The sequence below is a fragment of the Szabonella alba genome (assembly GCF_016765775.1).
In the GTDB taxonomy this organism is placed as follows: Bacteria; Pseudomonadota; Alphaproteobacteria; order Rhodobacterales; family Rhodobacteraceae; genus Szabonella; species Szabonella alba.
In genome coordinates this window covers 38,178-64,860 of sequence record NZ_JAESVN010000008.1, presented here as the reverse complement: position 1 = coordinate 64,860, position 26,683 = coordinate 38,178, and the positions used below count along the sequence as shown (strand labels likewise).

Genomic DNA, 26,683 nt, shown 5'->3' with positions numbered 1-26,683 from the left:
ATGACCAATCCCACGCCTGAAAGCCTGATCTGTGTCGGCGCGATTGCCGGATCCTTTGGTGTGCAGGGGGAGGTGCGGATCAAATCCTTCTGCGCCCAGCCCGAGGCGATTGCCGCCTACAGCCCGCTTTATACCGAGGATGGCACGCGCAGTTTTACCCTGCGGCTGACGCGGCAGGTGACGGGCGGTTTCGGCGCGCGCATGTCGGGGATTGCGACCAAGGAAGAGGCCGATGCGCTTAAGGGCACCAGCCTTTATGCGCTGCGCGACAAAATGCCGAACCTGCCCGATGACGAATTCTATCATGCCGATCTGATCGGGCTGGATGTCTTCGATACCGGTGGCGCGGCGATGGGGCGGGTTACGGCGGTGCATAATCACGGCGCGGGCGATCTGCTGGAAATCGCGGGAACCGGGCGCGGTGACAGTGTTCTGATCCCCTTCACCCTGCAGGCTGTGCCCACCGTCGATCTGGGCAGCCGCCGCATCATTGTGGATCCACCTGCCGAGGACTGACCATCAGGGATGGCCGATAAGGCATCCGCTGCGTGAAAATTACACATCCGGGAGCAGGGTCTGCAACCAAAGGGCGAATAAAATGTCTTCTTGCCCGCTTATGCCATGAAACTGCCCGATTCATTGCGCCAGATTTCCCGGTCCATTGTCAGAAGACATGGCCAGCAGAGACCAGAGACCGGCCCTTGGTTCAGGGCTGGGCAGTAATCCGGGGAAAACGACATGAAGGACACTGCGCAACGCTTGATGGGGGTGATGGCCCTGATGTATTTCGGCCCGCTGATGGCGGGTTTGGGCAATCACGGTTTCGGCGTTCTGCCGCTTTTCGTGGCGATCTTCCTGATCTGGCTTGCTGTGCTGGCACCGGAACGCTTTCCGCTGAACCCAAGGGACTGGCGCGGCGCGGATTTCCGTCTGGCGATGCTGTCGCGGGCGCTGCTGCAGATCGTGCTGGTGCTCGTTCTGTTCGGCATCGGCCGGGGCATCGGCGGCGCACTTGGCGTCTTGCCTGAAATTCCGCTGGTCCTGCCGCTGGCGATGTCCTTTCTGGCCGTGCCGCTGGCCCGGCTGATCCATGACCCCGCCGCAGCGGCGCGGCGCGAATTCGCCCTTGGCATGCTGGAGCCGCTGGAGGATCTGCCCGCCGAGACCTCGGACCGGGAATTGTCCGATCATCTTGAGGTGCTGCGCCAGCATGTCCCGTGCAGTCTGATAAAGGCATTGCTGGCCGAAAAGACGCAGGCCGGCACCGCCTCGACAGCGGCGCGCCGCGCCTTGGCCTTGCTGCACGACGCAGGCCCCGAAGCGGCGCCCGCCCTGCCGCCTTCGGGCCAACTGGGACAGGCCTGACCGGTCCTGAGCAGCGGAGTTGCATCACGTCCGGGGCCTTCCGTTGCAGGGCATTTGCGGATATGGGCGGGGCATGAATGACGATACCCCGCCCGACCCCGCATCCTCTGTCCCGGAGCCTGACCGCAAGCCCGGCCGGTCCCATGGCCGTCTGGCAATTTCGGCCAGCCTGAAGCCGCGCGATCTGATGGCGGACATGTCCGTGGTCGGCGCATGGCGGGCGCGGATCGTCACGCTGTTTCCCGATGCCTTTCCCGGGACGCTGGGCCTGTCGCTGACCGGCAAGGCGCTGGATCAGGGGCTTTGGGCGCTTGAGACGATTGACCTGCGGACCTTCGGGCAGGGCAGGCACCGCAATGTCGACGATACGCCCGCAGGCGGCGGGGCGGGGCTGGTCCTGCGGCCCGATGTGGTGGCGGCAGCGCTTGAAAAGGCCGCTGAGGGCACACCGCAGGACCGCCGCCAATGGCCTGTTGTCTATCTGTCCCCGCGCGGCAAACCGTTCACGCAGGCCATGGCGCGTAGCTGGGCGCAGGGGCAGGGGATCACCCTGCTTTGCGGCCGGTTCGAGGGCGTGGATGAACGGGTTTTGCAGCATTGCGGGGTTGAAGAGGTCAGCCTTGGCGATTTCGTCCTGACAGGCGGTGAGATTGCAGCACAGGCCTTGATCGACGCGACGGTGCGGCTTATACCCCGCGTGCTTGGGAATCACCTGTCCACCGAAGAGGAAAGCTTTTCGGGCGGGCTTTTGGAGTTTCCACAGTATACGAAACCCGCCGACTGGAACGGCCTTGCGATACCGGACATTCTTCTGTCCGGCAATCACGGGAAAATCGCCATCTGGCGGCGGGAGATGGCCGAAAGGCTGACAAAGGAACGCAGGCCTGATCTCTGGCGGGCTTATCTTGCGCAGCAAGGTAGGGACCCGGACGAAGACCAAGAGCGCTGAGGCGGCATCACTTCGCGGAAAAAACCGCGAGCATTGAAAGGACCAGGGCATGAACCTGATCGCACAGATCGAGGCGGAACAAATCGCCGCTCTCGGCAAGACCATCCCGGATTTCAAGGCCGGTGACACGATCCGCGTCGGCTACAAGGTGACCGAGGGCACCCGCAGCCGCGTCCAGAATTACGAAGGCGTCTGCATCAGCCGCCGTGGCGGTTCCACGCTCGCCGCCTCGTTCACCGTCCGCAAGATTTCCTTCGGTGAAGGCGTTGAGCGTATGTTCCCGCTTTACTCGACCAATATCGACTCGATCGAGGTCGTCCGTCGTGGCCGTGTGCGCCGCGCCAAGCTTTACTACCTGCGCTCGCGCCGCGGCAAATCCGCCCGGATTGCCGAAGACAGCACCTACAAGGCGCTCGACGCCGCCAAGTCCTGAGGAGCGGAAAGATGAAAGACGGTATCCACCCCGATTACCACATGATCGACGTCAAGATGACGGACGGCACCGTGTTTCAGGTCCGCACGACCTGGGGCAAGGAAGGCGAGATGATGTCGCTGGACATCGACCCGCTGGCGCATCCGGCCTGGACCGGCGGCAATGCCAAACTGATGGACACCGGCGGCCGTGTGTCGAAGTTCAAGAACAAATATGCCGGGCTGGGCTTCTGATCCAGACAGCAGTTTTTCGGAGAACGGCCCCCTTTGCGGGGCCGTTTTTCATTTTCGGCGAATGTGCGCCGCCGTTGTGCTGCGCATAAGCGGTTGCCCGCCTGCGGGCCGCAAGGTAAAGCCCGAAGTCAGATCAGGGAGCGGCACATGGCGCATATCATCGTTGTCGGCAACGAAAAGGGCGGCTCGGGGAAATCCACGACCTGCATGCATATCGCCACCGCGCTGGCGCGACTGGGCAAACGCGTGGGGGCGCTGGATCTGGACCTGCGTCAGCGCAGTTTTGGCCGCTATGTCGAGAACCGCCGCGCCTTCACCGCCAGCCATGGGCTGAACCTGCCCACGCCCGATTACCGCGATCTGCCCGAACTGGACCCCGCGCAACTGACGCCCGGCGAAAATCCGTATGACGCGCGCCTGTCGGCGGCAGTGTCTGAACTGGAACCGCGGGTGGATTTCATTCTGATCGACTGCCCCGGATCGCATACGCGGCTCAGCCAGGTCGCCCACAGCCTTGCCGATACACTGGTCACGCCGCTGAATGACAGTTTCGTGGATTTCGACCTGCTGGCCCGGATCGACCCGGAAACCGGCAAGGTCAAGGGGCCGTCAATCTATTCCGAAATGGTCTGGCAGGCGCGGCAGTTGCGCGCGCAGGCGGGGCTTAAGCCGATTGACTGGCTGGTCGTGCGCAATCGGCTGGGTGTGCAGCAGATGCATAACAAGAAAAAGGTGGGGGCTGCGCTGGAGGATCTGTCGCGCCGCATCGGGTTCCGCATCGCGCCCGGATTTTCCGAGCGTGTGATTTTCCGTGAACTTTTCCCGCGCGGGCTGACGCTGCTGGATCTGAAAGATACCGGCGTCGATCAGTTGAACATGTCGAACATCGCGGCGCGGCAAGAATTGCGCGATCTTGTCACTGAACTCAGGCTTCCCGGCGTGACGCCAGATTTCTGAAGATCAGGAAACGCGGCGACAGATTCTCGCGGCGGCTGCCGATCCTGCCAAGGCGGCGGCCAAAGCCGTCATCAACCGGGTCGGGGGCGCTGCGGCGGAACAGGCCAAGCAGGGTGGTTGCAAGCGTCATGGGGTGGTCCTCTGCCTCGGGGTTGGTCAAGGCTGGTGTCCAACCGCGGCATAACTGCGGCACCGAGGCGATGAGACTGTGCAACCAACGGCAGGAATGGAAACAATCGGTTTCCGGTTCGTGCATGATCGGTGGCGCTGTCAGTCCGCGGTGGCGGCGTCGGGCAGGTCCTGCAATTCCTGCATCAGGAAGCGTTCAAACGCGTCCAGATTGACCGGTTCGAACTGGCCGAACCCCTGCATCCAGACCGAGGCCGCGCGCATGGCATCCGGCTCCAGCTTGCACCATTTCACGCGGCCACGCTTTTCCTGACTGATAAGCCCCGCCTCGGCCAGCACCGTCAGATGTTTCGAGATCGCGGCCAGCGAGATGCCGAAAGGCGCGGCCACATCCGTTACCGCCATGTCATCTTCCAGCAGCATCGACAGGATCGCCCGGCGGGTCGGATCCGAAAGGGCGGCAAAAGTCATGTCCAGCGGGTCGGTCATGCGCGCAGGGTGCGGCAAGGGTGCGGGATCGTCAACCGGATGGTTGAATGACAGCCGCGCCCCGAAACCGGCCCGAATGGGGCCGCAGGAGGGTTGCGTGATCTGAGGCATCCTTGCAAAATCAATGAATATCAAAAGGTTGAGTTGGATGCTGCAGGGCAGAACCGTGCTTGACTCAGGCGCGCCCCCTGCGTAGGTTCCGCCCGACTGATCGAGGGGCGTCTTGTCATGGTGGATGAACCCGACCCGGAGCGACTTCGCGCCCTTGAGGCGCGGCTTGCACGGGTCAGGGCGAAACCGGAAAAGACGCCTTCCACGAAAGGCAAGGCATTTTCGCAGGGCGAGATGGCCTGGCGGATGGTGATCGAACTGGTGACGGGCATGTTGATCGGCCTGTCCATCGGTTTCGGGCTGGACCATGTGTTCGGCACGCGCCCCATCTTCCTTGCTGTCTTTGCGCTGCTGGGCTTTGCTGCCGGGGTGCGGACCATGATGGGAACCGCGAAAGCCATGGCGGCACGGCACGACGAAACAACGGCCGCACAGGCGGTGCGCGAAACAACGGCCGCAGATGCGGCGCGAACGGCGGAAAAGGACGAGGGCGGCAATGGCTGACGAGGCGACCGGCGGTTTCCAGATTCACCCGATGGACCAGTTCATCGTGAAGCCGCTGTTCGGCGGTGACCATATCGCATGGTACACGGTGACCAATGTCACGCTGTGGATGGCGCTGGCGGTCGTGGCGATTGCGGCGCTGCTGATCTACGGGACGCGCCGTCGGGCGATTGTTCCGTCGCGCAGCCAGTCGGTCGCCGAAATGATTTACGGTTTCATCTACAACATGGTCGAGGACGTGACCGGCCATGAGGGGGTGAAATACTTCCCCTATGTCATGACGCTGTTCCTGTTCATCCTGCTGTCGAACCTGCTGGGCCTTCTGCCGATGGCCTTTACCACGACCAGCCATGTCGCGGTGACTGTGGTTCTGGCGCTTCTGGTCTTTCTGGGCGTCACCATCCTTGGCTTCATCAAGAACGGTGTCGGCTTTCTGGGCATGTTCTGGGTGTCCTCGGCCCCGCTGGCGATCCGTCCGGTGCTGGCGATCATCGAGGTGATTTCCTATTTCGTGCGCCCCGTCTCCCATTCCATCCGTCTTGCAGGCAACATGATGGCAGGTCATGCCGTCGTGAAGGTGATCGCGGGCTTTGCCTCGATGGCCATTGTCTCGCCGGTTGTGATCGGGGCGGTTTCCGCGCTTTACGGTCTGGAGCTGCTGGTTGCGGTCGTTCAGGCCTATGTCTTCACCATTCTGACCTGTGTGTATCTGCGGGACGCCGTCGGCGGCGCGCATCACTGAGGTCCGGACCTTCATCCTACCAATCCACATTCCATAAGGAGCAAAAGCTATGGAAGGCGATATCGCAGAAATGGGCAAGTTCATCGGCGCTGGTCTGGCCACGATCGGTCTGGGCGGTGCGGGCATCGGCGTGGGCCATGTCGCAGGGAACTTCCTTGCCGGTGCGCTGCGCAACCCCTCGGCAGCCCCCGGGCAGATGGCGACCCTGTTCGTCGGCATCGCGTTTGCCGAAGCTCTGGGCATCTTCTCGTTCCTGATCGCCCTGCTGCTGATGTTCGCGGTCTGATCCAAGTCTTTCGTGTTTGCAGGGCCGGGGATGCGTCTCCGGTCCGGGCCTGAAGATGCTGGAGAAAAGACATGGCGACTGATGCGCAGGGTGCTGCAGGCGAGGCCGTCGGCATGCCGCAGCTAGATTTCTCGACCTGGCCGAACCAGATCTTCTGGCTCGCGGTCACTCTGGTCGCGATCTACATGATCCTCACCCGCGTGGCGCTGCCCCGGATCGGGGCGGTTCTGGCGGAACGCCGGGGCACGATCAGCAATGATCTGGCCGCAGCGGAAGAATTGAAGCTGAAGGCCGTCGAGGCCGAAGCCGCCTATAATGAGGCGCTGGCCACGGCACGCGCCGAGGCGGCGAAGATCGTGGCGCAGGCCAAGGCCGAGATCGACGCCGAACTTGCCAAGGCCACCGCCAAGGCGGATGCCGAGATCGACGCGAAAGCGGCGGTTTCCGAGGCACGCATTGCCGAGATCAGGGCCGGTGCGCTGGAAAGCGTGACGGAAGTGGCCAAGGACACCGCCAGGGAACTGGTGGCCGCCCTTGGAAGCAAGGCCGATGCCCGTTCGGTGACGGCTGCGGTCAATGCACGGCTGAAAGGGTGAAGGCGATGAAAAAACCGATTCTCGCCGGAATTCTGGCGGCGGCGGGCGCGGTTCCGGCGCAGGCCGCAACGGGCCCGTTCTTCTCGCTCGGGAATACCGATTTCATCGTCCTGATCTCGTTTCTGATCTTTGTGGGCGTGCTGGTGAAACTGGGCGTTCCGGGCAAGCTGGGGTCGATGCTGGACACGCGGGCCGCGCAGATCAAATCCGATCTGGATGAGGCCCGTGCGCTGCGCGAAGAGGCCAAGGCCCTGCTGGCCAGCTATGAGCGCAAGCGCAAGGACGTGCAGGATCAGGCTGACCGGATCGTGACGTCGGCCCGGGATGAGGCCAAGGCTGCGGCCGAAGAAGGCAAGGCGGAACTGCAACGCGCCATCGCGCGCCGTCTGGCAACTGCCGAAGACCGTATCGCCTCGGCCGAGGCGGGTGCCGTGCGTGCGGTTCGCGAACAGGCGGTTGCGGTCGCGATTGCGGCGGCGGGCGATGTGCTGGCAAAGCAGATGACCGCCGAAACGGCTGCCGCCTCGATTGATGAGGCGATCAAGACCGTGGATGCGCGTCTGCACTAAGGCCTGTGCCAATCTGAAATCGTGAATGACCCGGCCCTTGCGGCCGGGTTTTTCCGTTCCGGCCCGCGTGGCTTGCCGCGTGATGGCCGGGATGCCTGCCCCGGTCGGATCAGCCCCGCCCGGTTTCGTGATAAAGCCTTTGCCGTGCGATGGTTTCATGCCGTTCGGCCCGGATCTCGGCCTTCAGCGCGCTGGCGACGAAATCCAGATGGGCATTCACCGCATCGCGCGCCGCGACCGGATCACGGGCCAGCAGCCCGTCACGGATCGCGCGATGCTGGTCCAGCAGGGCGTCGCGCGTGGTACGGTTGCGGAACATCACCTGCCGATTGTAGAAAACCCCCTGTTTCAGCAGGTCATACATCGAGCGCATCATATGCAGCATGATGACATTATGGCTGGCCTCGATGATCGACATATGGAATGCGGCATCCAGTTCAGCCTCATCCGCAGGGTCGCGCTTGCCATGGGCAATTTCCATCCGCGCAAACACCGCGCCCACGACCTGCAGATCGGTATCGGACCCAAGCTGCGCCGCGCGCTCGGCGGCCAGCCCCTCCATATCGCGGCGGAAGGACAGATAGTCGAACACCGCCTCGTCATCGCTGGCAAAAAGCCGCACCAGACCCTCGGAAAAAGCCGAGCCCAGAACGCCCGCCACAAAGATGCCCGCGCCGGGGCGGCTTTCCAGCAGCCCGCGTTCCTGCAGATCGGCGACAGCCTCCCGCAGGCTGGGGCGGGAAACGCCCATGCGCTCGGCCAGTTCGCGTTCTGAGGGCAGGCGTTCACCCGGGCGCAGGATGCCGCGCAGGATCAGCTTTTCAAACTGTCGCGTGACGGTGGTGGACAGCTTTTCGGGCTGGACCTTTTCGAAGGGCATAATGTTCCTCGCACGATTGGTCAGAATCTATGACCGCCTGCGCGATTGCTCAATGCGGATAATGCCGATGGTCTTTCTTTCCATTCGAAAGGCTGGGCCCCAAAAGCATAAAGGGGCGCCGTGGCGCCCCTTTCGCAAATCTCATGTCCGCGCTAAGATCAGTTCGGGCCTGGGATCAGTTCGGGCGGATGATGATTTCCACGCGGCGGTTCTGCGCGCGCCCCCCCTCGGTCGCATTCGAGGCAACGGGCCGGTCAAAGCCCTGACCAAAGGTCTGAATGCGCCCGCCGGGCACACCGTTGTTGCGCAACACACCGGCAACCGAATTCGCACGGCGCAGCGACAGATCGCGGTTATAGGCGGCGGTGCCGGTATTGTCGGTGTGGCCGACAACCTGCACGGTTGAATTGGGATAGTTCAGCAGGTTGCGCGACACGGCCGCCAGATCGGCGGTCAGGTCGGGGCGCAGATTGGCGCTGTCCACCGCGAACAGGATGTCCTGCGGCAGGTTCACAATCAGTTCCGACCCGGTATTGGTGATCGACACCCGGTCATTGCCGATGCTGCGGCGCAACTCGGCCGCCTGCGCATCCAGCGAGGCCCCGATCGCCCCGCCCAGAAGCGCGCCCACGGCGGCCCCGGCTGCGGCATTACCCAGCGTGCTGCCCCGGTTGCGTGTCGTGCCGATGGCAGCGCCGACCAGCGCCCCCGTCGCCATACCGGCCTGGGTGCGGCGGTTGTCTTCGGTCGTCGGTCCGAAGGGCTGATTGTTGACGCAGCCCGTCAGGGCAACGGCGCCAAGAATGGCGAAGATAAAGGGTTTTTTCAGGATCATGTCTCGCGGCCTCGTTCGATATTGGCGCTGCAATGCGCGCACCTGTATCCTATAACGTCCGAGACGGGAAAACAGTTCCCTCGCGCGCGCCACTCGGCGGAAATCAGCGCAGATCGCAACCGGCCTCACGCCGCCGTGATAGCGTCCCCATCGCTGCGCGCGGCCTCATAGGCCAGCATCGCGCGTTTCACCGGCAGCCCCCAGTGATAGCCGCCCAGGCCCCCCGATTTGCGCAAGGCGCGGTGGCAGGGGATCAGCCAGCTGACCGGGTTGCGTCCGACCGCCGTGCCGACCGCACGCATCGCCTGCGCATGGCCTACGGCGCCTGCAATCTCGGAATAGGTCGTGACATGGCCCGAGGGGATGCGCAGCAGCGCCTCCCAGACCTTGATCTGGAACGGTGCCCCGATCAGGTATAGCGGCACCTCGCCGCCGGGATCTTTGCCGAAGGCTGCCGCAACCCATGGGCGCAAAAGGTCGCGATCTTCGGTGAACTGCGCGCGGGGCCAGCGGGCACAAAGATCGGCCATGGTCGCGGCCTCGCCGGTTTCGGCAGCGAAACCCAGACCGCAGATGCCCCGGTCGGTGCCCATGACCAGCGCGGGGCCGAAGGGGCTGTCGAACCAGCCCCAGCCGATGCGCAGCCCCGCACCGCCGCGGGCATAGTCTCCGGGGCTCATCGCCTCCCATCGCAGGAACAGATCATGCAGCCGCCCGCCGCCTGAAAGCCCGGTGGACAATGAGGTTTCCAACACCGTGAACCGTTCGGTCAGCAAACGCTTCGCATGGTCCAACGTCAGATATTGCTGATACCGCTTTGGCGAAATCCCGACCCATTGCGAAAAGAGACGTTGGAAATGCGCGGGACTCATCCCCATGCGGGCGGCCAGTTCGTCCAGCGTCAGGCCCGGCCCGGTGCTGTCGATGATCTTCAGTGCACGGCCGATCACGCCGTAATGATAGGCGGATTGTGGGGCTGCGTCGGCTACTGTGTCAGGTTTCATGGGCACTCATTCCTCGGGCGGTTCCTTGGGATCAGAATAGGCACCCCGTTGCATCACCGCGACCCGAAATCTGCGCAATTTGCGGCAGCCGCTTGCTCCGGGCCGTGGGCTGCGCCATGAGCAGGGCATGGCACGCCAACTGAATTATCATGACATGCATGCGGTCTTTACCCGATTTCGGGAGATCGAGCCCGAGCCGCAGGGGGAGTTGCATCACGTCAATGCCTATACTCTGCTGGTGGCGGTCGCGCTGTCGGCACAGGCGACAGATGCCGGGGTGAACAAGGCGACGGGTCCGCTTTTCGCGCGCGTGGACCATCCGCAGAAAATGCTGGATCTGGGCGAAGAGGCCCTGACCGAGGCGATCCGCACCATCGGCCTTTACCGCAACAAGGCCAGGAATGTCATGAAGCTGAGCCGCATTCTGGTTGAGCAGTATGGCGGTGAGGTGCCGTCCAGCCGGGCGGCGCTGCAATCGCTGCCCGGGGTCGGGCGCAAGACGGCCAATGTCGTGTTGAACATGTGGTTCCGCCAGCCCGCACAGGCCGTCGATACCCATATCTTCCGCATCGGCAACCGCACCGGTATCGCCCCGGGGCGCGATGTCGATGTGGTGGAGCGTGCCATCGAGGACAATGTGCCCGCCGAGTTCCAGCTTCATGCGCATCACTGGCTTATTCTGCATGGCCGGTATATCTGCACGGCGCGCAAACCCAGATGCGCGGTCTGCCCGATTTTTGAATGGTGCCAATACGAGGAAAAGACCCAATGAAAACCTACAAGGTCGTCGGCATCGGCAATGCGATTGTCGATGTGATCTCTCCGGCTGATGACAGCTTTCTTGAACTCATGGGGATCGGGAAGGGCATCATGCAACTGGTCGAGCGTGAGCGGGGAGAACTGCTTTATGCGGCGATGAAGGACCGCACGCAGGCGCCGGGCGGATCGGTGGCCAATACGCTGGCCGGGATCGGAAATCTGGGCCTGTCCACCGCCTTTATCGGGCGCGTGCATGATGACGCGCTGGGGCGGTTCTATGCCCGTTCGATGGAAGAAGGCGGCACGGCCTTTGTCAATGCGCCGGTGCCGGGGGGGGACCTGCCGACCTCGCGTTCGATGATCTTCGTCTCGCCGGATGGGGAGCGTTCGATGAACACCTATCTGGGGATCTCGTCCGATCTGGGGCCGGGGGATGTTGCCGATACGGTCGCTGGTGAGGCGGAGTTTTTGTACCTTGAAGGCTATCTTTATGACAAGCCCATGGGAAAACAGGCCTTTGAGCGGGCCGCGAAACTGTGCCGGGAAAAGGGTGGACAGGCGGGGATTGCCCTGTCGGACCCTTTCTGCGTGGACCGCCACCGTGACGGGTTCCGCCGTCTGGTGCGCGATCTCGACTATGTCATCGGCAATGAGCATGAATGGTGCGCGCTTTACCAGACCGAACTTCCCGAGGCCCTGGACCTTGCTGCGGCGGATGCCGGTCTGGTGGTCTGCACCCGGTCCGGTCAGGATGTGATCGTGCGGCGCGGGCAGGACCGGGCCGATGTGGCGGTGACGCCCATCACCCCGGTCGATGCAACCGGGGCGGGCGATCAGTTCGCGGCGGGGTTCATCTTCGGGCTGGCGACCGGACAGGGGATCGAGGTCGCGGGTCGCATGGGCTGCATTGCCGCGGCCGAGGTCATCGGCCATTACGGCGCCCGGCCGGAAACCGATCTGGGCGCGCTGTTCCGCAAGGCGGGGCTTTTGTGACCCCGCGCCGGGGGCTTTGCGCCCCCGGACCCCGCAATGTATTTGGACCAAGGTGAAAGTCCTGACCGGACCTTCGCTGCTTCATCCTGGCAAAAATACCTCCGGGGGTGAGCGCGTCAGCGCTAGGGGGCGGGACGCCCCCTTACGCGATCAGGGTCCTTACGCGATCAGGGGCAGGCGGTTCAGTCGCCCAGCTTGGCATGGACCTCGTCAAGATCGACCTCACCCAGCGGCATCTTGTTGGCGGGATTGTCGAAATCATAGCGGAAAAGCTGGAAATCGCGTTTGTAGATTTCCCACATCAGATGCATCGACAGATCGTCGAAATAATCCTCGACCGGATGTTCGCGTTTCGGGCCATGGCCTTCGCTTTCATTGAATCGGGGGATCTTCTTCAGATCAACCTTGTGCGGCGTCTTGATCCCGTCCAGCACGCCCTTCATGCCTTCGTTGAACTTTTCGGTGAAGACAACCCGGTCATAGCGCCCGCCATTGGCAATGAAGGTCGAGACATGGCCCGACATGGCCGACCAGTGGATGTCGGGTTCCATCGGTTTGCGCCAGCGGATGCTGTCCCGGGCGAACAGCAGGAATCGACGGAAGCTCTGGATCTGGTCGAACGCCTGCTTGCCATCCTCGCCGCCGACCTCGATCCCGTACTTCTGCACCAGCAGCGGCACCAGATTGCCGCGATAGCGCTTGCCGTTGCGCTGGATGCCGCAGATCTTGTCGAAGAAGGATGAGAGAATCCGCGTATACGGGTTGCGCACACAGGTGAAGGCAAAGGTCTTTTGCCCCTTCACCGAACGCTCGATCAGCGGCTGGCTGGTCTCCTGCGCCCATTTGTGCAGGCCTGATGTGCTGTCATGAATGTCGCCATCGAAGAAGCGTCCATGATCGGAATAGAACATGATCTGTCCGATCGTCGAACAGGCGCATTTCGGAACGACGCGATAGATGACGCTTTCGCTCTCGGTCATCCAGGTGCCGGGAAAACCCATGGGCTCGAACCTCCGTGCCCCCCGAAACGCCCCATGCATCCGGCGGGTTCTTGTTTGGCGACAAGAAAGCAAAGAAATCCTGTTTCTTCAATCGCCGATCGCGTTATGGAGGGGAAACCACCTGTTTGTCACTGGTCGAAAGTTACCCCGATGGCTAAAATCGCCTATATCCTGCTGTGCCACAAGGACCCGGAAGGGATCATCGCACAGGCCGAACGCCTGACGGCGGCCGGTGATTATGTGGCGATTCACTTCGATGCGCGGGCGCGAAGCACCGATTTCGACCGGATTCGCGAGGCGTTGCAGCCCAATCCGGCGGTCGTTTTCGCCAAGCGGCGGCTGAAATGCGGCTGGGGGGAATGGAGCCTTGTCGCCGCGACCCTGCAGGCGGTCAGCGCCGCGGTCGATGCCTTTCCACGGGCCACGCATTTTTACATGCTGTCGGGTGATTGCATGCCGATCAAATCGGCCGAATACGCCCATGCACTGCTGGACCGTGAAGAGGCCGATTTCATCGAAAGTTTCGACTTCTTCAAATCCGACTGGATCAAGACCGGGATCAAGGAGGAACGGCTGGTCTACCGGCACTGGTTCAATGAACGCAACAACAAGGCGCTGTTCTATGGCTCGATGAAGCTGCAGGAGCGGCTGGGTCTGGCGCGCCGGGTTCCGGCCGATCTCCAGATCCAGATCGGCAGCCAGTGGTGGTGCCTGCGCCGCCGCACGGTCGAGGCGGTGCTGGATTTCTGCAAGCGTCGCCGCGATGTGATGCGGTTTTTCCGCACGACATGGATCCCGGATGAAACCTTCTTCCAGACCCTTGTGCGCCATCTGGTGCCGGAAGAGGAGATCCGCACCCGCACGCTGACCTTTCTGATCTTCACCGATTACGGGATGCCGGTCACCTTCCACAATGATCATTACGATCTTCTAGTGTCGCAGGATTTTCTGTTCGCGCGCAAGATCTCACCCGATGCGCGGGATCTGAAGGAGCGTCTGGGCAATCTTTATGCCTCGCAGGGGGTGCGGTTCTCCATCTCGAATGAGGGGCGGGGGCTTTTCCAGTTCCTGACCGGGCGGGGCCGGATCGGCCGCCGATTTGCGCCGCGTTTCTGGGAAACCGAAAGCAGTTTGGGGCGCGAGCGGACGCTGCTGATGGTGATCTGCAAGAAATGGCATGTCGCCAAGCGGCTGGTCGAACGGATCCGGCAGGAAACCAACCTGCCTGCGGTGGATTACCTGTTCAATGAGGCCTCGACCCCCCTGCCGGATCTGGGCGGTATCCAGTCGACGCTGGAAAAGCGCACGCGCCACCGCCGCGCGCTGATGCGGATGCTGTTCGACTACTGGCAAAGCGATACGCTTGTGGTCTGTATCGACCCCGCGAATGTGGACCTGATGCAGGATTTCGCCTCGGACAAGGCGGTGTTGCGGCTGCTGGAAGTGGACTGCGATTTCACCGATGATTACCTGATCGGCCATGCCCGCCGCGTCGGTCTGGCCGGTGAATCCAGCCCGCGTGAGGTCATCGACCGGTTGCTGCCGACGATCCGCTATGACGTGAAATTCGAAAGCGACCGGATCCGCGACGCCGATCTGCCGGGGCTGCACCGGATTCGCCAATCGGCGGGAGTGGACGAAAACAGCGTGGCACTGGCGGCATTTCTTGGTATTCCGTCAGAGGCCGCGCAGGCCATCGCCCGCACCCCGCATCTATTTTCGGACTGATCCATGGCCCATCGCTACGACACAACCAATATCTTCGCCCGCATCCTGCGCGGCGAGATCCCCAACAAGACCGTTCTGGAAACCGATCATACGCTGGCCTTTCATGACATCCAGCCGCAGGCCCCGGTGCATGTGCTGGTGATCCCGAAAGGCCCCTATGTCTGCTTTGACCATTTCTGCGCCGAGGCGTCAGAGGCCGAGATCGTGGATTTCCACCGCGTGGCCGCGCAGGTCTGCGCGATGATGAAGGTCACACCCGATGCGGGTGGCGGTTATCGCACCATTTCCAATGCCGGTGAGGCGGGCGTGCAGGAAGTGCCGCATTACCATCTGCATATTCTGGGGGGGCGGCCTTTGGGCCGGATGCTGGCGCGGGGAGAATAGGTCCAGAGCCGCGCCCCAGTTCAGGGGCGCGGGTCGCACGGTCAGCGGATTTCTGCATCTTTCTCCCGCCCTTTCTGGCGCTTTCCTGAAGGTCGATCAAATTTTCAGGTTTTCCGCCAACATGTCTGCACCGATTGCCAGCGCAAAGGCCCAGTCAGCTCTCTAGGTCCGAGAGTTCGCGTTCCAGTTTCTTGATATGGCTGCCCGCATTCTTGGCAGCTTTTTTCATTTCGACTGCCCGCTGTTCGAGGCTCTTGGCAGTGGTGAGAAAGCCGCGTACTGCCGCATCCCGATCCCGCTCCAGTTTTTCTATAGCTTTGTCGAGGTCTTTTGACAGGTCGGCCGTCACGGCTTCCGACCAGCTTGCCCCGTCATGAAGCTTGACGATTGTCTTGCCCCAGAAGGAGGGTTTGGTGAGGTTTGCAGATGCTGTCACCAGATCTCCAACGAAGAGTGCCGTGTAGGAGCGCCCGGCTTTCGCGTCTGACAGGAATTTTCCACAGGCTGAAACGATCACCTTTTCGACAGGCGATGCGGCAAAAGCCATCGCATCTTTCGCCGCGTCGTCATTGATTTTTTTCAGTTCCGCCCCGCTTGATTTCGCAGCCTTGCTGCTGGCCTGCCCCAGCTTGCCGATGGCGACGAACAGCAATGCGATATCCGCAGCAACATCGACCCCATCGCTTGTTCTTTTGGTGGAAGAATTCGTAAGCTTTATCTTATGGATCATGTCACCGTATTCGTCGGCGAGTTCGTCCGCATACTTGCGATTTTGTGCGGCCATGCGGGTGAACCGTTGTTCGAAGCCGTTGCATGAGTCCACGAAGGCACGTTCGGCTACGAGGCTTTCATTAAGCTTGAAGATGTATTCGGCAATTTCCTGTGCCTGCTTGGCATTGGGCGGGATGATCACGACATCGCCCGGTTGCAGGTTCTCCGGCTCTTTGCGCTTGCTGACCAAAGACGCATTGGCCTTGTCTTTCCAGATGATCTTCCAGTCCTTGTGGCCATATTTCTTGATTACGGAATCCAACTTTTCATTCTTTCCAATCTTGTGTTTCTTATCAACATACATCGAGAAAATCCCTTTATCAGTTGCACTGGCAGCCCGAAATTGGCCCCCAGGACGAAGTATTGTCTGATGGGCACTATGGATCAAGTTAAATTCGGGCTGCCTGATCCAGGGCCATGCCGGGACTGATGAGCGGAAGTTGATCATGCCTGTGCAAGAGCATGGCGCACTGAAACAAGGGAAGGAAGCACCGGATTGCCCTTCATGGAAGATGAGCCAAGTGCCGCCCCGGCAATCGCGTCGTGATGGGCGGGATCTACGCCAAGCGCCCGCAGGTCCGGCAGGCCCTGATCGCAGGCCCATCCTTGCAGGCGCGCGGGGGCGTCCTGCGCCGTGCCGCCCAACATGTCGGCGATTGTCGCGCAGACCTGATCCACCCTTTCGCGCGCGGTGCCGCCTGTCAGTTCCCGGTTCATCGCCAGAACCGGCCCTAGCAGCGCGCCGCAGATCGCGCCATGCGGGGCGGCGATCCTGCCGCCGATCACCCCCGCCAGCCCATGCACCGCGCCCAGCCCTGAATTGGCCAGCGCCAGCCCGCCCGACAGCGAAACCCAGGCCAGCCGGTCCCGCGCGTCGGGGTCTTCCGCCTGCATCAGCCGCTTCAGCGCCTCAAGCCCGGGCCGGATCGCGGCCGCTGCGATGGCATCGGAATAGGGCGTGGCCTTCACGCTCAGCCAGGGTTCGATCACCTGCGTGACCGCATCGAGCCCTGAGGCCAGCGTCACATCGCGCGGGCAGCCATCGGTCAATGCGGGGTCGACAATCGCCACCCGCGCGATCATCCGGTCATCGCGGAGCGAGATTTTGAGGCCATGATCGCGCAGGCCGATCACCGCATTCTTCGTCACCTCGGCCCCGGTTCCGGCAGTGGTTGGCAAGGCCAGAAAGGGCAGGGGGGCGGCGGTCAGGGGCAGGCCGCGCCCGACGCCCTCCAGATGGTCCAGCGCATCCCCGGGGGCGGGGATCATCGCGGCCAGCGCCTTGCCCAGATCAATCGCCGCCCCGCCGCCCAGTGACAGCACCCAGTCGGGCCGGTGGTCGCGCGCGGCGGTGGTGGCCGCTGTCAGATCCTCCAGCAGCGGTTCGCGCGGGGCGGCAAGGGTCAGAACCTCCGCGCCGCGCGCCCGCAGTGCCGCGATCAGCCATTCCGCCCGTCCGGCCTGCGCGCCATGAACGACGACCCCGCGCGGCCCGAAGGCCAGTGCCTCATCCGCCGCAAGCGCCGCCTTGCCGCGCCCGAACAGGATCCGCGGAGGGGAATGGATGGTGAAGATCATACCGACATCGTGGCGGCGACGGCGCGGCCCCAACGGGCATATTTCGCCTCACGCGTGCTGTCCTCCATCCCGGGATCGAAACGGCGCTCCAGCGCCCAGCTTTTGGCGAATTCTTCGGGGGGCGGGCAGATGCCGGCCTGAAGCCCCGCCAGATAGGCCGCGCCAAGGGCTGTGGTTTCGGTTACCACGGGCCGGTCCACCGGCGCGCCAAGGATATCGGCCAGAAACTGCATCGCCCAGTCGCTGGCGGTCATGCCGCCATCGACGCGCAGCACCCCATCCGCCGCAGCCCCCCAATCGGCGCGCATCGCCTCCAAAAGGTCGCGGGTCTGGAAGCCCACACTTTCCAGCGCTGCACGGGCCAGTTCGGCAGGCCCGGAATTGCGCGTCAGGCCGTAAACCGCCCCCCGGCAGTCGGGCCGCCAGTAAGGCGCGCCCAGCCCGGTGAAGGCTGGGACCAGAACCACCTCCTGCGCGGGGTCGGCGGCTTCGGCAAGGGGCTGGGTTTCCTTGGCATCCCGGATGATCTTCAGCCCGTCGCGCAGCCATTGCACCACCGCACCCGCGATGAAGATCGACCCTTCCAGTGCATAGGTCGTGCGCCCGTCCAGCCGGTATGCCACGGTCGTCAGCAGCCGGTTGGTCGACGGAACCATGTCCGACCCGGTGTTCAGCAGCGCGAAACAGCCGGTGCCATAGGTTGATTTCATCATGCCGGGCGCGAAACAGGCCTGCCCGACGGTCGCGGCCTGCTGATCGCCCGCAACGCCGGAAATCGGGATCTCATGGCCAAAAAGATCTGCCCGCGTCAGGCCAAAATCGGCGGCGCAATCCTTCACCTCGGGCAGGATGGCCATGGGCACGCCCATAAGCGCACAGATCTCGGGGTCCCATTCCTGTGTCGCGATGTTGAACAGCATCGTGCGTGCGGCATTGGTCGCGTCGGTCACATGGGCGCGGCCTCCGGTCAGCTTCCAGATCAGGAAGCTGTCGACCGTGCCGAAGGCAAGCTCTCCCGCCTCGGCCCGCGCCCGCGCGCCCGGCACATTGTCTAGCAGCCATTTCACCTTGGTGCCCGAGAAATAGGGGTCCAGCAGCAGGCCGGTGCGCCGGGTCACCATCGGTTCATGCCCGGCCTGTTTCAGCGGCTCGCAGATATCCGCTGTGCGCCGGTCCTGCCAGACGATGGCATTATGGATCGGCTCTCCGCTTTTGCGGTCCCAGATCACCGTCGTCTCACGCTGATTGGTGATGCCGATGGCCGCGATGTCGCGCGCCGCGATCCCGGCCTTTTCAATCGCGGCGCGCGCGGTTCCCGCCACCGTCGACCACAGGTCGGACGGGTCATGCTCGACCCAGCCGGGGGCTGGATAATGCTGCGGAAATTCCTCTTGCGCGACCGAGACCACGCGCAGTCCGGCATCGAACAGGATCGCGCGGGATGAGGTCGTGCCCTGATCTATGGCAAGGATATGGGTCATGGCGCGCCTCCCTTCGGCATCATCGTGTTTTTCTGTCTGAAAATATCCCCGCCGGAGGCTTCCGCAACCAGCCGGGGGAGCCTCCGGCGGGGATATTTCGGGACAGAAAAAAGGGGGCAAGGCAAGACCCTGCCCCCTGATTTCCGGCTTATTGCCAGGATTTGATCAGCTCGTCATAGGCGATGGTCTCACCCTGCGGCTTTTCGTTTTCCAATGCTGCAACCGGGGCTCCGGGCGCATCCAGCCAGACCTGCGGGTCTTGCGGCTCGTTCATCTTCGGGCCGATATCACCCTGCACGCCGGACCGCTCCAGCCGTTCCATCACGCTTTCCTGCTCGGCGCACAGCGCATCCAGCGCCTCTTGCGGGGTTTTGGCGCCTGCCATCGCGTCGCCGATGTGCTGCCACCACAGCTGCGCCAGACGCGGATAATCCGGGATATTGGTGCCGGTCGGCGTCCACTGCACCCGGGCGGGCGAGCGGTAGAACTCTACCAGACCGCCCAAGGCGGGCGAGCGTTCGGTGAAGCTTTCATGCTGGATCGAGCTTTCGCGGATCAGCGTCAGGCCGACATGACTTTTCTTCACATCCACCGTCTTGGAGGTGACGAATTGCGCGTAAAGCCATGCGGCCTGCGCACGGTCCACCGGGGTGGATTTCATCAGCGTCCAGGACCCCACATCCTGATAGCCAAGCTTGGTGCCTTCGGTCCAGTAGGCGCCGCGCGGGCTGGGGGCCATGCGCCATTTCGGCGTGCCGTCCTCGTTCATGACGGCGGTGCCGGGTTTCAGCATGTCGGCGGTGAAGGTAGTGTACCAGAACATCTGCTGGGCGATATTGCCCTGCGCAGGCACCGGCCCGGCCTCACCAAAGGTCATGCCCTGGGCTTCCGGCGGGGTGTATTTCTGCAGCCATTCGATGGCCTTGGTCACCGCATAAACTGCTGCGGCGTCATTAGTCGCCCCGCCGCGCGCCACGCAGGAACCCACGGGGCGTGAGTTTTCATCGACGCGCACGCCCCATTCATCGACCGGCAGGCCGTTCGGGTCGCCCACATCGCCCATACCGGCCATGGACATCCAGGCATCGGTGTAGCGCCAGCCAAGGGAGGGGTCCTTCTTGCCATAATCCATATTCCCCCAGACCGAGGAGGGGCCACCAACATGCGACATGTCGCGGCCGGTGAAGAATTCGGCAATATCCTCATAGGCCGACCAGTTCAGCGGCACGCCCAGTTCATAGCCATAGGCCTCCTGAAAGGCGGCCTTGGTCTGTTCGTCATTGAACCAGTCATAGCGGAACCAGTAAAGGTTCGCGAATTGCTGGTCGGGCAGCTGGTAAAGCTGGCCATCCGGCGCGGTGGTGAATTTCAGCCCGATGAAATCCTCAAGATCAAGGTTCGGGTTGGTGACGGCCGCGCCCTCATTTGCCATCCAGTCGGTCAGGCTGCGGGCCTGCTGATAGCGCCAATGGGTGCCGATCAGGTCGCTGTCATTGATATAGGCGTCATAGATATTCTCGCCGGTCTGCATCTGCGTCTGCAGCTTTTCGACCACATCGCCCTCACCGATCAGGTCATGGGTGATAGTGATGCCGGTGATAGCGGTAAAGGCAGGCGCCAGCACCTTGGATTCGTATTCATGCGTGGTGATGGTTTCCGACACGACCTTGATATCCATGCCTGCGAAAGGCTGGGCCGCATCCATGAACCATTGCATCTCGGCCTCCTGTTCCTCACGCGTGAGTGAGGACAGATCGCCGATCTCGGCATCGAGAAAAGCACGGGCGGCCTCCATATCGGCCCAGGCGGGCGCGCCGCCCATGGCCATCAGCGCAAGCGCCATGGCGGTTGTGGTTTGGCGAAGTCTCATGATGTATCCTCCCAGATTGAGACAGTGGATTGATCGTGACCCGGGGCGCGCCTGCACAAGGTTCTGCGCCCCGGTCCTTCCGGCCCTGACTAGACCCAGCGGAACACCGCTGCGGCATAGGCAAGGCAAAGCGCGAGCGCCCACCAAAGCGGGCTTCCCGCGAAAAACAGCCAGATCAGGCAGATGAAGGCCGAACCCAGCAAGGAAATGAACAGACGGTCGCCGCGCGTCGTCTCGATCCGCAGGATGCCCACGCGCGGGGTTTCGGGAAAACGGATTGCCAGCAGCGTGAAGGTGACCAGCAGGCTTGCGATACACCAGAAGAAGATCGCGACCGGCAGCGTCCAGGCCATCCAGCCCGTCGCCGACATGGGCGCGAACCAGTCGATCGCGCCCTCCTTCTTCGGGGCGATGAGGAACAGGGTGCCAATCGCGCCCCCCATTACCGCCACGGCGCCAAGGGTGATCGCGGTCCAGTTGGCCCGGCGGGCGGGGGAATGTGCCATGTTCATCACACCCTCCCCAGGGCAAAGCCCTTGGCAATGTAGTTGCGCACGAACCAGATGACCAAGGCCCCCGGCACGATGGTCAGCACCCCTGCTGCGGCCAGCACGCCCCAGTCCATCCCGCTGGCCGAAACCGTGCGCGTCATCGTCGCGGCGATGGGTTTGGCGTTCACGGATGTCAGCGTGCGGCTCAGCAGCAGTTCCACCCATGAGAACATGAAGCAGAAAAAGGCCGCGACCCCGATCCCCGGCGCGATCAGCGGCATGAAGATCTTCACGAAGAAGCGCGGGAAGGAATAGCCGTCGATATAGGCGGTCTCGTCGATTTCCTTGGGCACCCCGCGCATGAAGCCTTCAAGGATCCAGACCGCCAGCGGCACGTTGAACAGGCAATGCGCCAGCGCCACCGCGATATGCGTGTCAAACAGGCCGACCGAGGAATAAAGCTGAAAGAAGGGCAGCGCGAAAACGGCAGGCGGCGCCATCCGGTTGGTCAAGAGCCAGAAGAACAGATGCTTGTCGCCCATGAAGTGATAGCGTGAGAAGGCATAGGCCGCAGGCAAGGCCACGGTCAGCGAGATCACCACATTCATCGACACATAGATGACCGAATTGACATAGCCCATATACCATGACGGATCGGTCAGGATGACGCGGTAATTGCGGAAGGTCAGGTCATGCGGCCAGAGCGTGAAGGCCGAGGTAATCTCGGTATTGGTCTTCAGGCTCATATTCACAAGCCAGTAGATCGGCAGCATGAGGAAGATCAGATAAAGCGCCATCACGATGGCCGAGGGTTTGATGCGCATCATTTCTGCTCCTCCCGGTCAAGATTGGTCATCACGGTGTAGAACACCCAGGACACCAGCAGGATCACGAGGAAATACATCAGGCTGAACGCGGCGGCGGGCCCGAGGTCGAACTGGCCGATGGCCATTTTCACAAGGTCGATCGACAGGAAGGTGGTCGAATTGCCGGGCCCGCCGCCGGTGACGACAAAGGGTTCGGTATAGATCATGAAACTGTCCATGAAGCGCAGCAGAACCGCGATCAGCAGCACGCCCTTCATCTTCGGGAGTTCGATATAGCGGAACACGGCCCAGCGGCTGGCCTGATCAATGCGGGCGGCCTGATAATAGGCCTGTGGGATGGAATTCAGCCCCGCATAGCACAGCAGTGCCACCAGCGATGTCCAGTGCCAGACATCCATCACGATCACCGTGGCCCAGGCATCGAACGGGTTGTTGGTGTAGTTATAGGCGATGCCCAGATCGTTCAGGACCCGGCCCAGCAGGCCGATATCGACCCGGCCGAAAATCTGCCAGATCGTGCCGACGACATTGAACGGGATCAGCAGCGGCAGCGCCATGACCACAAGGCAGAAGGATGCCCAGAAGCCGCGCTTGGGCATGTTCAGCGCGATGAAGATGCCAAGGGGCACCTCGATGGCCAGAATGATCGCGGAAAACAGGATCTGGCGGCCAAGCGCGTCATGCATGCGGCTTGACGTCACCATCTGCTCGAACCATTCCAGCCCCGCCCAGAAAAAGCGGTTATTGCCGAATGTGTCGTTGAAGGCGTAATTCACCACCGTCATCAGCGGCAGGACGGCGGAAAAGGCCACCAGCACCAGCACCGGCAGGACCAGAAACCACGCCTTGTTGTTCTGGGTCTTGTCCATCAGACGGCCCTCCCTTCGGGCGTCACGCGCCAGTCATCGGAATAGAGATTGATCTTTTCGGGGCGCAGCCGGACATGGGTCAGGTCGGCGCCGATCCCGGTGCCTTCGGGCAGGACGATATTGATTTCGCCCGCGGCGATGGTGCCCCGCAACAGGCGGTGGCGGCCCACATCCTCGACCCGCTGGATCTGCAGCGGCAGCCCTTCGCCCGCCGTCAGTTCGGCATGTTCGGGGCGGATGCCGATCTGGACGCGGCCCGTTTGTGGCCCATAGGCCGCGCCCAGATCGACCACCGCGTCGCCCAGACGGGCGCGGGTTCCGGTCACATCGGCGTCAAAGAAATTCATCCCCGGCGAGCCGATGAAATAGCCGACAAATGTATGGGCCGGGGTTTCGAACAACTCCTCGGGCGTGCCCATCTGCACGACGCGGCCGTCATACATGACCACCACCTTGTCGGCGAAGGTCAGCGCCTCGGTCTGGTCATGGGTGACATAGATCATCGTATGGCCGAACTGATGGTGCAACTGCTTGAGTTGCGTGCGCAATTCCCATTTCATATGCGGGTCGATCACGGTCAGGGGTTCGTCGAACAGGATCGCGTTCACATCCTCGCGCACCATGCCGCGGCCAAGGCTGATCTTCTGTTTCGCGTCCGCCGTCAGGCCCTTGGCCTTGCGGTGCAGGGCCTCTTCCATGCCGATCATCCGCGCGATGTCCTGCACGCGGGCCGCGATATAGCCCGCATCCATGCCGCGATTGCGCAAGGGAAAGGCCAGATTGTCGCGCACCGTCATCGTGTCGTAGACGACCGGAAACTGGAACACCTGCGCGATGTTGCGCGCGGCTGTTTCGGCATCGGTCACGTCGCGGTCGCCGAACAGCACCCGGCCCTGACTGGGGCGCACGAGGCCCGAGATGATGTTCAACAGCGTGGTCTTGCCGCAGCCCGAGGATCCCAGCAGCGCATAGGCCCCGCCATCCTGCCAGACGTGATCCATTTGCTTGAGGGCGAAATCGGCCTCGGATTTCGGATTGGGGACATAGCTGTGCGCAAGATTTTTCAGCGTGATCTGTGCCATCAGGCGGCCCCCCGCATGTATTCGGTGGCATAGGGGGCTGCGGCGGCCAGCCGTCCATCGGCGCCGAAAAGATAGACATGCGCCGGATCAAGCCAGAGTGTCAGATCCGATCCCGGAGGCAGGTCATGCACGCCATGGACCAGCGCCACCCATTTCTGCGATCCGTGGCGGGAATGCAGGAAGGTTTCCGATCCGGTGATCTCGGTCACATCCAGCCCGCAGCGGAATTCCACGGCCAGTGGGCCTTGGCGATGCAGGCTCAGGTGATTGGCGCGGAAACCGGCGTGATAGGTCCCGTCGGGCAGACCCGCAAACAGCCCCCCTGCCGCAACCGCGTTGGCCTGACCCAGCCGGATTGTGTCACCGCGTTTTTCGGCGGTGATGAAATTCATCGGGGGATCGGAAAACACCCGTGCGGTGTCCCGGTCAGCGGGCTGGCGGTAAACCTGCGGGGTGGGGCCGAACTGCGTGACGCGGCCTTCGCACAGGGTTGCGGTATGGCCGCCCAGCAGCAGCGCCTCTTCGGGTTCCGTCGTGGCATAGACGAAGATCGCGCCCGAAGCCTCGAAGATCCGGGGGATCTCGACCCGCATTTCCTCACGCAGCTTGTAGTCCAGATTGGCCAGCGGTTCGTCCAGCAGGACCAGCCCCGCCCCCTTGACCAGCGCCCGGGCCAGCGCGCAACGTTGCTGTTGGCCGCCCGACAGTTCCAACGGGCGTCGTTCCAGCATCGGTGACAGGCGCATCATCTCGGCGGTTTCACGCACGCGGGCGTCGATCTCGGCCTTGGGGCGGCCCATCAGCCGCAGGGGGGAGGCGATGTTTTCATAGACGCTCAGGCCCGGGTAATTGATGAATTGCTGATAGACCATGGCAACGCCGCGATCCTGCACGCGGATGCCCGTCACATCCTGACCATCCCAGAGCAACCGGCCCTCGGTCGGGCGATCCAGCCCCGCCATGACGCGCATGAGTGAGGTCTTGCCCGAAAGCGTCGGCCCCAGAAGCACGTTCATCGTGCCTTTCTCCAGCGTCAGATCGGTCGGATGGATATGTGTCCGCCCGTCCACGACCCGTGTGACGCCCCGCAATTCCAAGGCCATTGCCCCCCCTTCCTGTCTGCCATCCGGTCTATTCCGCTGCCGGACTGACCACGCATTCCTCCGACATGAACCGGTCCAGCGCTGCGGCCTCCTCTGCCGTCATGCGCAGACCCAGTTTGCTGCGCCGCCACAGGATATCCCCAGCACTGCGCGCGAATTCGTGTTCGATCAGCCAGCGGACCTCGGCCTCGGTCAGGGTCGCGCCGAAATCGTGGCCCAGATCCCCGGGGCCCTCCGCCTTGCCCAAAAGGGCAAAGGCATCGGTGCCATAGGCGCGGATCAGGCGCGCGGCGTGATAGGGCGTCAGCCAAGGGTGGCTGCCCCGCAACCGTTCCGTCAGCGCCGCCACCCCGTCATGCGGGAAATCCCCACCCGGAAGCGGCTGACGCGCGGTCCATGCCGGTTTCAGCCCCGGGAAATGCGGCGCAAGCCTCGCCAATGCGCTTTCCGCCAGACGCCGGTAGGTGGTGATCTTGCCGCCAAAGACATTCAGCAGCGGCGCGCCGCCCGCCCCTTCTGTCCCACCTGCATCAAGACTGAGAACATAGTCCCGCGTCGCCGCAGTCGCCGATTTCGCCCCGTCATTGTAAAGCGGGCGGACGCCGGAATAGGTCCAGACGACATCCTCCGCCGTTACCGGCTTGGCAAAATAACGCGAGGCGAAGGCCAGCAGGTAATCGCGTTCCCCGGGCGTGCATTCGGCGCTGCCGGGCGGGCCGTCATGATCCTTGTCGGTGGTGCCGATCAGGGTGAAATCCTGTTCATAGGGGATGGCGAAGATGATCCGCCCGTCCTCGCCCTGAAAGAAATAGCAGCGGTCGTGATCATACAGCCTGCGCGTCACGATATGACTGCCGCGCACCAGCCGCACGCCCTCGGTTGAATTGATGCGGGCGACATTGCGGATCACATCCTCGACCCATGGCCCGCCCGCATTGACCAGCGCCCGGGCGCGATGGGTCTGCCTGCCGTCCGTGCCCTCGGTCACGATGTCCCAGTGATCGCCCGCGCGGGTCGCGCTGACCACGCGCGCGCCCACCATGATGCGGGCGCCGCGCTGCGCCGCATCGCGGGCATTCAGCGCGACAAGTCGCGAATCCTCGACCCAGCAATCGGAATATTCATAGGCGCGGCGAAACTTCGGGTTCAGCGGCCGTCCTGCCGGATCGGTCGCAAGGTCCAGCGTGCGGGTTGCGGGCAGGATGCGGCGCCCGCCCAGCCGGTCATACAGGAACAGCCCCAGCCGGATCAGCCATGCCGGGCGGCGCCCCTTCATCCAGGGCATGAAAATGCCCAGCAGGCGCGAGGTCGGCGTATCGCTTTCAAAGCGCATATCGGGATGCCATGGCAGCACGAAACGCATGGGCCAGCTGATATGTGGCATGGCGACCAGCAGCGTTTCACGTTCCTCCAGCGCCTCACGCACCAGACGGAATTCGAAGAATTCCAGATAGCGCAACCCGCCATGGAACAGCTTGGTCGAGGCTGATGAGGTCGCCTGTGCCAGATCACCCTGTTCGGCCAGAACGACCGTCAGCCCGCGCCCCGCCGCATCCCGGGCGATGCCGCATCCGTTGATGCCGCCGCCGATGATGAAGAGGTCAGAAATCCCTGACTGCCGGTCGCCGGTCACGCTGCCCCTCCTCCCATCGGGTTTCTCGATG

The 26,683-nt window shown here is 62.8% G+C and carries 31 protein-coding genes; 15 read left to right on the top strand and 16 right to left on the bottom strand.

What is annotated here, in order from left to right:
• The 6 genes from rimM to JL811_RS16000 all read left to right on the top strand — a co-directional run bounded on the left by rimM (nt 1) and on the right by JL811_RS16000 (nt 3,937).
• On the top strand, nt 1-516 hold the full coding sequence (gene rimM, locus JL811_RS16025; protein ID WP_202689713.1) for a ribosome maturation factor RimM: 516 nt from the start codon (nt 1-3) through the stop codon (nt 514-516).
• A 222-nt stretch (nt 517-738) separates the two neighbouring features.
• Nucleotides 739-1,365 carry a hypothetical protein gene (locus tag JL811_RS16020; protein ID WP_202689712.1) on the top strand — a complete coding sequence of 209 codons (627 nt, stop codon included), beginning with the start codon at nt 739-741 and terminating at the stop codon, nt 1,363-1,365.
• A gap of 187 nt (nt 1,366-1,552) precedes the next feature.
• Nucleotides 1,553-2,314 (top strand): tRNA (guanosine(37)-N1)-methyltransferase TrmD, encoded by a 762-nt coding sequence (trmD, locus tag JL811_RS16015; RefSeq protein WP_237685012.1) that lies wholly within the window; start codon nt 1,553-1,555, stop codon nt 2,312-2,314.
• 49 nt (nt 2,315-2,363) lie between these two features.
• Nucleotides 2,364-2,747, top strand: coding sequence for a 50S ribosomal protein L19 (rplS, locus tag JL811_RS16010; protein ID WP_202689710.1), 384 nt, complete (start codon nt 2,364-2,366; stop codon nt 2,745-2,747).
• A gap of 11 nt (nt 2,748-2,758) precedes the next feature.
• The gene (gene rpmE / locus JL811_RS16005) at nt 2,759-2,980 is read left to right on the top strand and encodes a 50S ribosomal protein L31 (protein ID WP_202689709.1); all 222 of its coding nucleotides are present in this window, start codon (nt 2,759-2,761) and stop codon (nt 2,978-2,980) included.
• 147 nt (nt 2,981-3,127) lie between these two features.
• Nucleotides 3,128-3,937 (top strand): division plane positioning ATPase MipZ, encoded by an 810-nt coding sequence (locus JL811_RS16000; protein WP_202689708.1) that lies wholly within the window; start codon nt 3,128-3,130, stop codon nt 3,935-3,937.
• Here the strand turns inward: JL811_RS16000 and JL811_RS15995 are convergent.
• Both JL811_RS15995 and JL811_RS15990 read right to left on the bottom strand, forming a co-directional pair.
• Nucleotides 3,906-4,067: a hypothetical protein gene (locus JL811_RS15995; RefSeq protein WP_202689707.1), complete on the bottom strand. Its 162-nt coding sequence runs from the start codon at nt 4,065-4,067 to the stop codon at nt 3,906-3,908. The genes JL811_RS16000 and JL811_RS15995 overlap by 32 nt on opposite strands.
• Nucleotides 4,068-4,207: 140 nt before the next feature.
• Nucleotides 4,208-4,555, bottom strand: coding sequence for an ArsR/SmtB family transcription factor (locus tag JL811_RS15990; RefSeq protein WP_202689706.1), 348 nt, complete (start codon nt 4,553-4,555; stop codon nt 4,208-4,210).
• 228 nt (nt 4,556-4,783) lie between these two features.
• Between JL811_RS15990 and JL811_RS15985 the strand changes: the two genes are divergently transcribed.
• The 5 genes from JL811_RS15985 to JL811_RS15965 all read left to right on the top strand — a co-directional run bounded on the left by JL811_RS15985 (nt 4,784) and on the right by JL811_RS15965 (nt 7,363).
• Nucleotides 4,784-5,170 carry an AtpZ/AtpI family protein gene (locus tag JL811_RS15985; RefSeq protein WP_202689705.1) on the top strand — a complete coding sequence of 129 codons (387 nt, stop codon included), beginning with the start codon at nt 4,784-4,786 and terminating at the stop codon, nt 5,168-5,170.
• Nucleotides 5,163-5,912, top strand: coding sequence for a F0F1 ATP synthase subunit A (locus JL811_RS15980; RefSeq protein ID WP_202689704.1), 750 nt, complete (start codon nt 5,163-5,165; stop codon nt 5,910-5,912). Before JL811_RS15985 ends, JL811_RS15980 begins: the two co-directional genes overlap by 8 nt.
• Before the next feature lie 49 nt (nt 5,913-5,961).
• A complete protein-coding gene (locus tag JL811_RS15975; protein WP_202689703.1) occupies nt 5,962-6,198 on the top strand; it encodes a F0F1 ATP synthase subunit C in 237 nt (78 codons plus the stop codon).
• A gap of 71 nt (nt 6,199-6,269) precedes the next feature.
• A complete protein-coding gene (locus JL811_RS15970; protein WP_202689702.1) occupies nt 6,270-6,794 on the top strand; it encodes a F0F1 ATP synthase subunit B' in 525 nt (174 codons plus the stop codon).
• Between the two features lie 5 nt (nt 6,795-6,799).
• Nucleotides 6,800-7,363: a F0F1 ATP synthase subunit B gene (locus JL811_RS15965; RefSeq protein ID WP_202689701.1), complete on the top strand. Its 564-nt coding sequence runs from the start codon at nt 6,800-6,802 to the stop codon at nt 7,361-7,363.
• Between the two features lie 109 nt (nt 7,364-7,472).
• Here JL811_RS15965 and JL811_RS15960 read toward each other — a convergent pair whose 3' ends face one another.
• The 3 genes from JL811_RS15960 to JL811_RS15950 form a co-directional block, all read right to left on the bottom strand.
• Nucleotides 7,473-8,243: a FadR/GntR family transcriptional regulator gene (locus JL811_RS15960; protein WP_202689700.1), complete on the bottom strand. Its 771-nt coding sequence runs from the start codon at nt 8,241-8,243 to the stop codon at nt 7,473-7,475.
• A 175-nt stretch (nt 8,244-8,418) separates the two neighbouring features.
• On the bottom strand, nt 8,419-9,078 hold the full coding sequence (locus JL811_RS15955) for a YiaD family glycine zipper/OmpA-like lipoprotein (RefSeq protein WP_202689699.1): 660 nt from the start codon (nt 9,076-9,078) through the stop codon (nt 8,419-8,421).
• A gap of 125 nt (nt 9,079-9,203) precedes the next feature.
• On the bottom strand, nt 9,204-10,082 hold the full coding sequence (locus tag JL811_RS15950) for a methylated-DNA--[protein]-cysteine S-methyltransferase (RefSeq protein WP_202689698.1): 879 nt from the start codon (nt 10,080-10,082) through the stop codon (nt 9,204-9,206).
• Between the two features lie 127 nt (nt 10,083-10,209).
• On the opposite strand from JL811_RS15950, the gene nth reads away from it, so the two are divergent.
• Complete coding sequence (gene nth, locus JL811_RS15945) at nt 10,210-10,854, top strand: endonuclease III (protein WP_202689697.1); 645 nt, start codon at nt 10,210-10,212, stop codon at nt 10,852-10,854.
• Nucleotides 10,851-11,834, top strand: coding sequence for an adenosine kinase (locus JL811_RS15940; RefSeq protein WP_202689696.1), 984 nt, complete (start codon nt 10,851-10,853; stop codon nt 11,832-11,834). The genes nth and JL811_RS15940 overlap by 4 nt, the downstream gene beginning before the upstream one ends.
• Before the next feature lie 182 nt (nt 11,835-12,016).
• On the opposite strand, the gene JL811_RS15935 is transcribed toward JL811_RS15940, so the two are convergent.
• Complete coding sequence (locus tag JL811_RS15935) at nt 12,017-12,835, bottom strand: sulfotransferase family protein (protein ID WP_202689695.1); 819 nt, start codon at nt 12,833-12,835, stop codon at nt 12,017-12,019.
• A gap of 150 nt (nt 12,836-12,985) precedes the next feature.
• Between JL811_RS15935 and JL811_RS15930 the strand changes: the two genes are divergently transcribed.
• Together JL811_RS15930 and JL811_RS15925 are read left to right on the top strand one after the other, a co-directional pair.
• Complete coding sequence (locus JL811_RS15930) at nt 12,986-14,563, top strand: DUF5928 domain-containing protein (protein WP_202689694.1); 1,578 nt, start codon at nt 12,986-12,988, stop codon at nt 14,561-14,563.
• 3 nt (nt 14,564-14,566) lie between these two features.
• Nucleotides 14,567-14,947, top strand: coding sequence for a histidine triad nucleotide-binding protein (locus tag JL811_RS15925; RefSeq protein WP_202689693.1), 381 nt, complete (start codon nt 14,567-14,569; stop codon nt 14,945-14,947).
• Nucleotides 14,948-15,101: 154 nt separating this feature from the next.
• On the opposite strand, the gene JL811_RS15920 is transcribed toward JL811_RS15925, so the two are convergent.
• From JL811_RS15920 to glpD, 10 genes are all read right to left on the bottom strand, one after another.
• Nucleotides 15,102-16,022, bottom strand: a complete 921-nt coding sequence (locus JL811_RS15920; protein WP_202689692.1) for a hypothetical protein — start codon at nt 16,020-16,022, stop codon at nt 15,102-15,104.
• A 140-nt stretch (nt 16,023-16,162) separates the two neighbouring features.
• Entirely contained in the window at nt 16,163-17,296 is a 1,134-nt protein-coding gene (locus JL811_RS15915) for an iron-containing alcohol dehydrogenase (protein WP_202689691.1), read from the bottom strand.
• Nucleotides 17,293-18,777, bottom strand: coding sequence for a glycerol kinase GlpK (glpK, locus tag JL811_RS15910; protein WP_202689690.1), 1,485 nt, complete (start codon nt 18,775-18,777; stop codon nt 17,293-17,295). Before glpK ends, JL811_RS15915 begins: the two co-directional genes overlap by 4 nt.
• A 148-nt stretch (nt 18,778-18,925) precedes the next feature.
• A complete protein-coding gene (locus JL811_RS15905; RefSeq protein ID WP_202689689.1) occupies nt 18,926-20,647 on the bottom strand; it encodes an ABC transporter substrate-binding protein in 1,722 nt (573 codons plus the stop codon).
• 89 nt (nt 20,648-20,736) lie between these two features.
• The gene (locus JL811_RS15900) at nt 20,737-21,159 is read right to left on the bottom strand and encodes a DUF2160 domain-containing protein (RefSeq protein ID WP_237685007.1); all 423 of its coding nucleotides are present in this window, start codon (nt 21,157-21,159) and stop codon (nt 20,737-20,739) included.
• On the bottom strand, nt 21,159-21,962 hold the full coding sequence (locus tag JL811_RS15895; protein WP_202689759.1) for a carbohydrate ABC transporter permease: 804 nt from the start codon (nt 21,960-21,962) through the stop codon (nt 21,159-21,161). Before JL811_RS15895 ends, JL811_RS15900 begins: the two co-directional genes overlap by 1 nt.
• Nucleotides 21,962-22,834 (bottom strand): carbohydrate ABC transporter permease, encoded by an 873-nt coding sequence (locus tag JL811_RS15890; protein WP_202689688.1) that lies wholly within the window; start codon nt 22,832-22,834, stop codon nt 21,962-21,964. The genes JL811_RS15895 and JL811_RS15890 overlap by 1 nt, the downstream gene beginning before the upstream one ends.
• Nucleotides 22,834-23,916, bottom strand: a complete 1,083-nt coding sequence (locus JL811_RS15885) for an ABC transporter ATP-binding protein (protein WP_202689687.1) — start codon at nt 23,914-23,916, stop codon at nt 22,834-22,836. Before JL811_RS15885 ends, JL811_RS15890 begins: the two co-directional genes overlap by 1 nt.
• Nucleotides 23,916-25,019 (bottom strand): ABC transporter ATP-binding protein, encoded by a 1,104-nt coding sequence (locus JL811_RS15880; RefSeq protein ID WP_202689686.1) that lies wholly within the window; start codon nt 25,017-25,019, stop codon nt 23,916-23,918. The genes JL811_RS15885 and JL811_RS15880 overlap by 1 nt, the downstream gene beginning before the upstream one ends.
• 28 nt (nt 25,020-25,047) lie before the next feature.
• Entirely contained in the window at nt 25,048-26,652 is a 1,605-nt protein-coding gene (gene glpD / locus JL811_RS15875; RefSeq protein WP_202689685.1) for a glycerol-3-phosphate dehydrogenase, read from the bottom strand.
• Nucleotides 26,653-26,683: the final 31 nt, after the last annotated feature.

What these genes read in the sequence shown, in the direction of transcription:
- JL811_RS15890 (WP_202689688.1), bottom strand. Translation starts at nt 22,834, where the DNA reads ATGGACAAGACCCAGAACAACAAGGCGTGGTTTCTGGTCCTGCCGGTG.
- rpmE (WP_202689709.1), top strand. Translation starts at nt 2,759, where the DNA reads ATGAAAGACGGTATCCACCCCGATTACCACATGATCGACGTCAAGATG.
- JL811_RS15955 (WP_202689699.1), bottom strand. Translation starts at nt 9,078, where the DNA reads ATGATCCTGAAAAAACCCTTTATCTTCGCCATTCTTGGCGCCGTTGCC.
- JL811_RS15940 (WP_202689696.1), top strand. Translation starts at nt 10,851, where the DNA reads ATGAAAACCTACAAGGTCGTCGGCATCGGCAATGCGATTGTCGATGTG.
- nth (WP_202689697.1), top strand. Translation starts at nt 10,210, where the DNA reads ATGGCACGCCAACTGAATTATCATGACATGCATGCGGTCTTTACCCGA.
- JL811_RS15970 (WP_202689702.1), top strand. Translation starts at nt 6,270, where the DNA reads ATGGCGACTGATGCGCAGGGTGCTGCAGGCGAGGCCGTCGGCATGCCG.
- rimM (WP_202689713.1), top strand. Translation starts at nt 1, where the DNA reads ATGACCAATCCCACGCCTGAAAGCCTGATCTGTGTCGGCGCGATTGCC.
- JL811_RS15880 (WP_202689686.1), bottom strand. Translation starts at nt 25,019, where the DNA reads ATGGCCTTGGAATTGCGGGGCGTCACACGGGTCGTGGACGGGCGGACA.
- JL811_RS15935 (WP_202689695.1), bottom strand. Translation starts at nt 12,835, where the DNA reads ATGGGTTTTCCCGGCACCTGGATGACCGAGAGCGAAAGCGTCATCTAT.
- JL811_RS16020 (WP_202689712.1), top strand. Translation starts at nt 739, where the DNA reads ATGAAGGACACTGCGCAACGCTTGATGGGGGTGATGGCCCTGATGTAT.
- JL811_RS16000 (WP_202689708.1), top strand. Translation starts at nt 3,128, where the DNA reads ATGGCGCATATCATCGTTGTCGGCAACGAAAAGGGCGGCTCGGGGAAA.
- JL811_RS15905 (WP_202689689.1), bottom strand. Translation starts at nt 20,647, where the DNA reads ATGAGACTTCGCCAAACCACAACCGCCATGGCGCTTGCGCTGATGGCC.
- glpK (WP_202689690.1), bottom strand. Translation starts at nt 18,777, where the DNA reads ATGACCCATATCCTTGCCATAGATCAGGGCACGACCTCATCCCGCGCG.
- JL811_RS15915 (WP_202689691.1), bottom strand. Translation starts at nt 17,296, where the DNA reads ATGATCTTCACCATCCATTCCCCTCCGCGGATCCTGTTCGGGCGCGGC.
- JL811_RS15950 (WP_202689698.1), bottom strand. Translation starts at nt 10,082, where the DNA reads ATGAAACCTGACACAGTAGCCGACGCAGCCCCACAATCCGCCTATCAT.
- JL811_RS15925 (WP_202689693.1), top strand. Translation starts at nt 14,567, where the DNA reads ATGGCCCATCGCTACGACACAACCAATATCTTCGCCCGCATCCTGCGC.
- JL811_RS15965 (WP_202689701.1), top strand. Translation starts at nt 6,800, where the DNA reads ATGAAAAAACCGATTCTCGCCGGAATTCTGGCGGCGGCGGGCGCGGTT.
- JL811_RS15920 (WP_202689692.1), bottom strand. Translation starts at nt 16,022, where the DNA reads ATGTATGTTGATAAGAAACACAAGATTGGAAAGAATGAAAAGTTGGAT.
- rplS (WP_202689710.1), top strand. Translation starts at nt 2,364, where the DNA reads ATGAACCTGATCGCACAGATCGAGGCGGAACAAATCGCCGCTCTCGGC.
- JL811_RS15885 (WP_202689687.1), bottom strand. Translation starts at nt 23,916, where the DNA reads ATGGCACAGATCACGCTGAAAAATCTTGCGCACAGCTATGTCCCCAAT.
- JL811_RS15990 (WP_202689706.1), bottom strand. Translation starts at nt 4,555, where the DNA reads ATGACCGACCCGCTGGACATGACTTTTGCCGCCCTTTCGGATCCGACC.
- JL811_RS15985 (WP_202689705.1), top strand. Translation starts at nt 4,784, where the DNA reads ATGGTGGATGAACCCGACCCGGAGCGACTTCGCGCCCTTGAGGCGCGG.
- JL811_RS15895 (WP_202689759.1), bottom strand. Translation starts at nt 21,962, where the DNA reads ATGCGCATCAAACCCTCGGCCATCGTGATGGCGCTTTATCTGATCTTC.
- JL811_RS15995 (WP_202689707.1), bottom strand. Translation starts at nt 4,067, where the DNA reads ATGACGCTTGCAACCACCCTGCTTGGCCTGTTCCGCCGCAGCGCCCCC.
- JL811_RS15975 (WP_202689703.1), top strand. Translation starts at nt 5,962, where the DNA reads ATGGAAGGCGATATCGCAGAAATGGGCAAGTTCATCGGCGCTGGTCTG.
- JL811_RS15960 (WP_202689700.1), bottom strand. Translation starts at nt 8,243, where the DNA reads ATGCCCTTCGAAAAGGTCCAGCCCGAAAAGCTGTCCACCACCGTCACG.
- JL811_RS15930 (WP_202689694.1), top strand. Translation starts at nt 12,986, where the DNA reads ATGGCTAAAATCGCCTATATCCTGCTGTGCCACAAGGACCCGGAAGGG.
- JL811_RS15900 (WP_237685007.1), bottom strand. Translation starts at nt 21,159, where the DNA reads ATGAACATGGCACATTCCCCCGCCCGCCGGGCCAACTGGACCGCGATC.
- trmD (WP_237685012.1), top strand. Translation starts at nt 1,553, where the DNA reads ATGGCGGACATGTCCGTGGTCGGCGCATGGCGGGCGCGGATCGTCACG.
- JL811_RS15980 (WP_202689704.1), top strand. Translation starts at nt 5,163, where the DNA reads ATGGCTGACGAGGCGACCGGCGGTTTCCAGATTCACCCGATGGACCAG.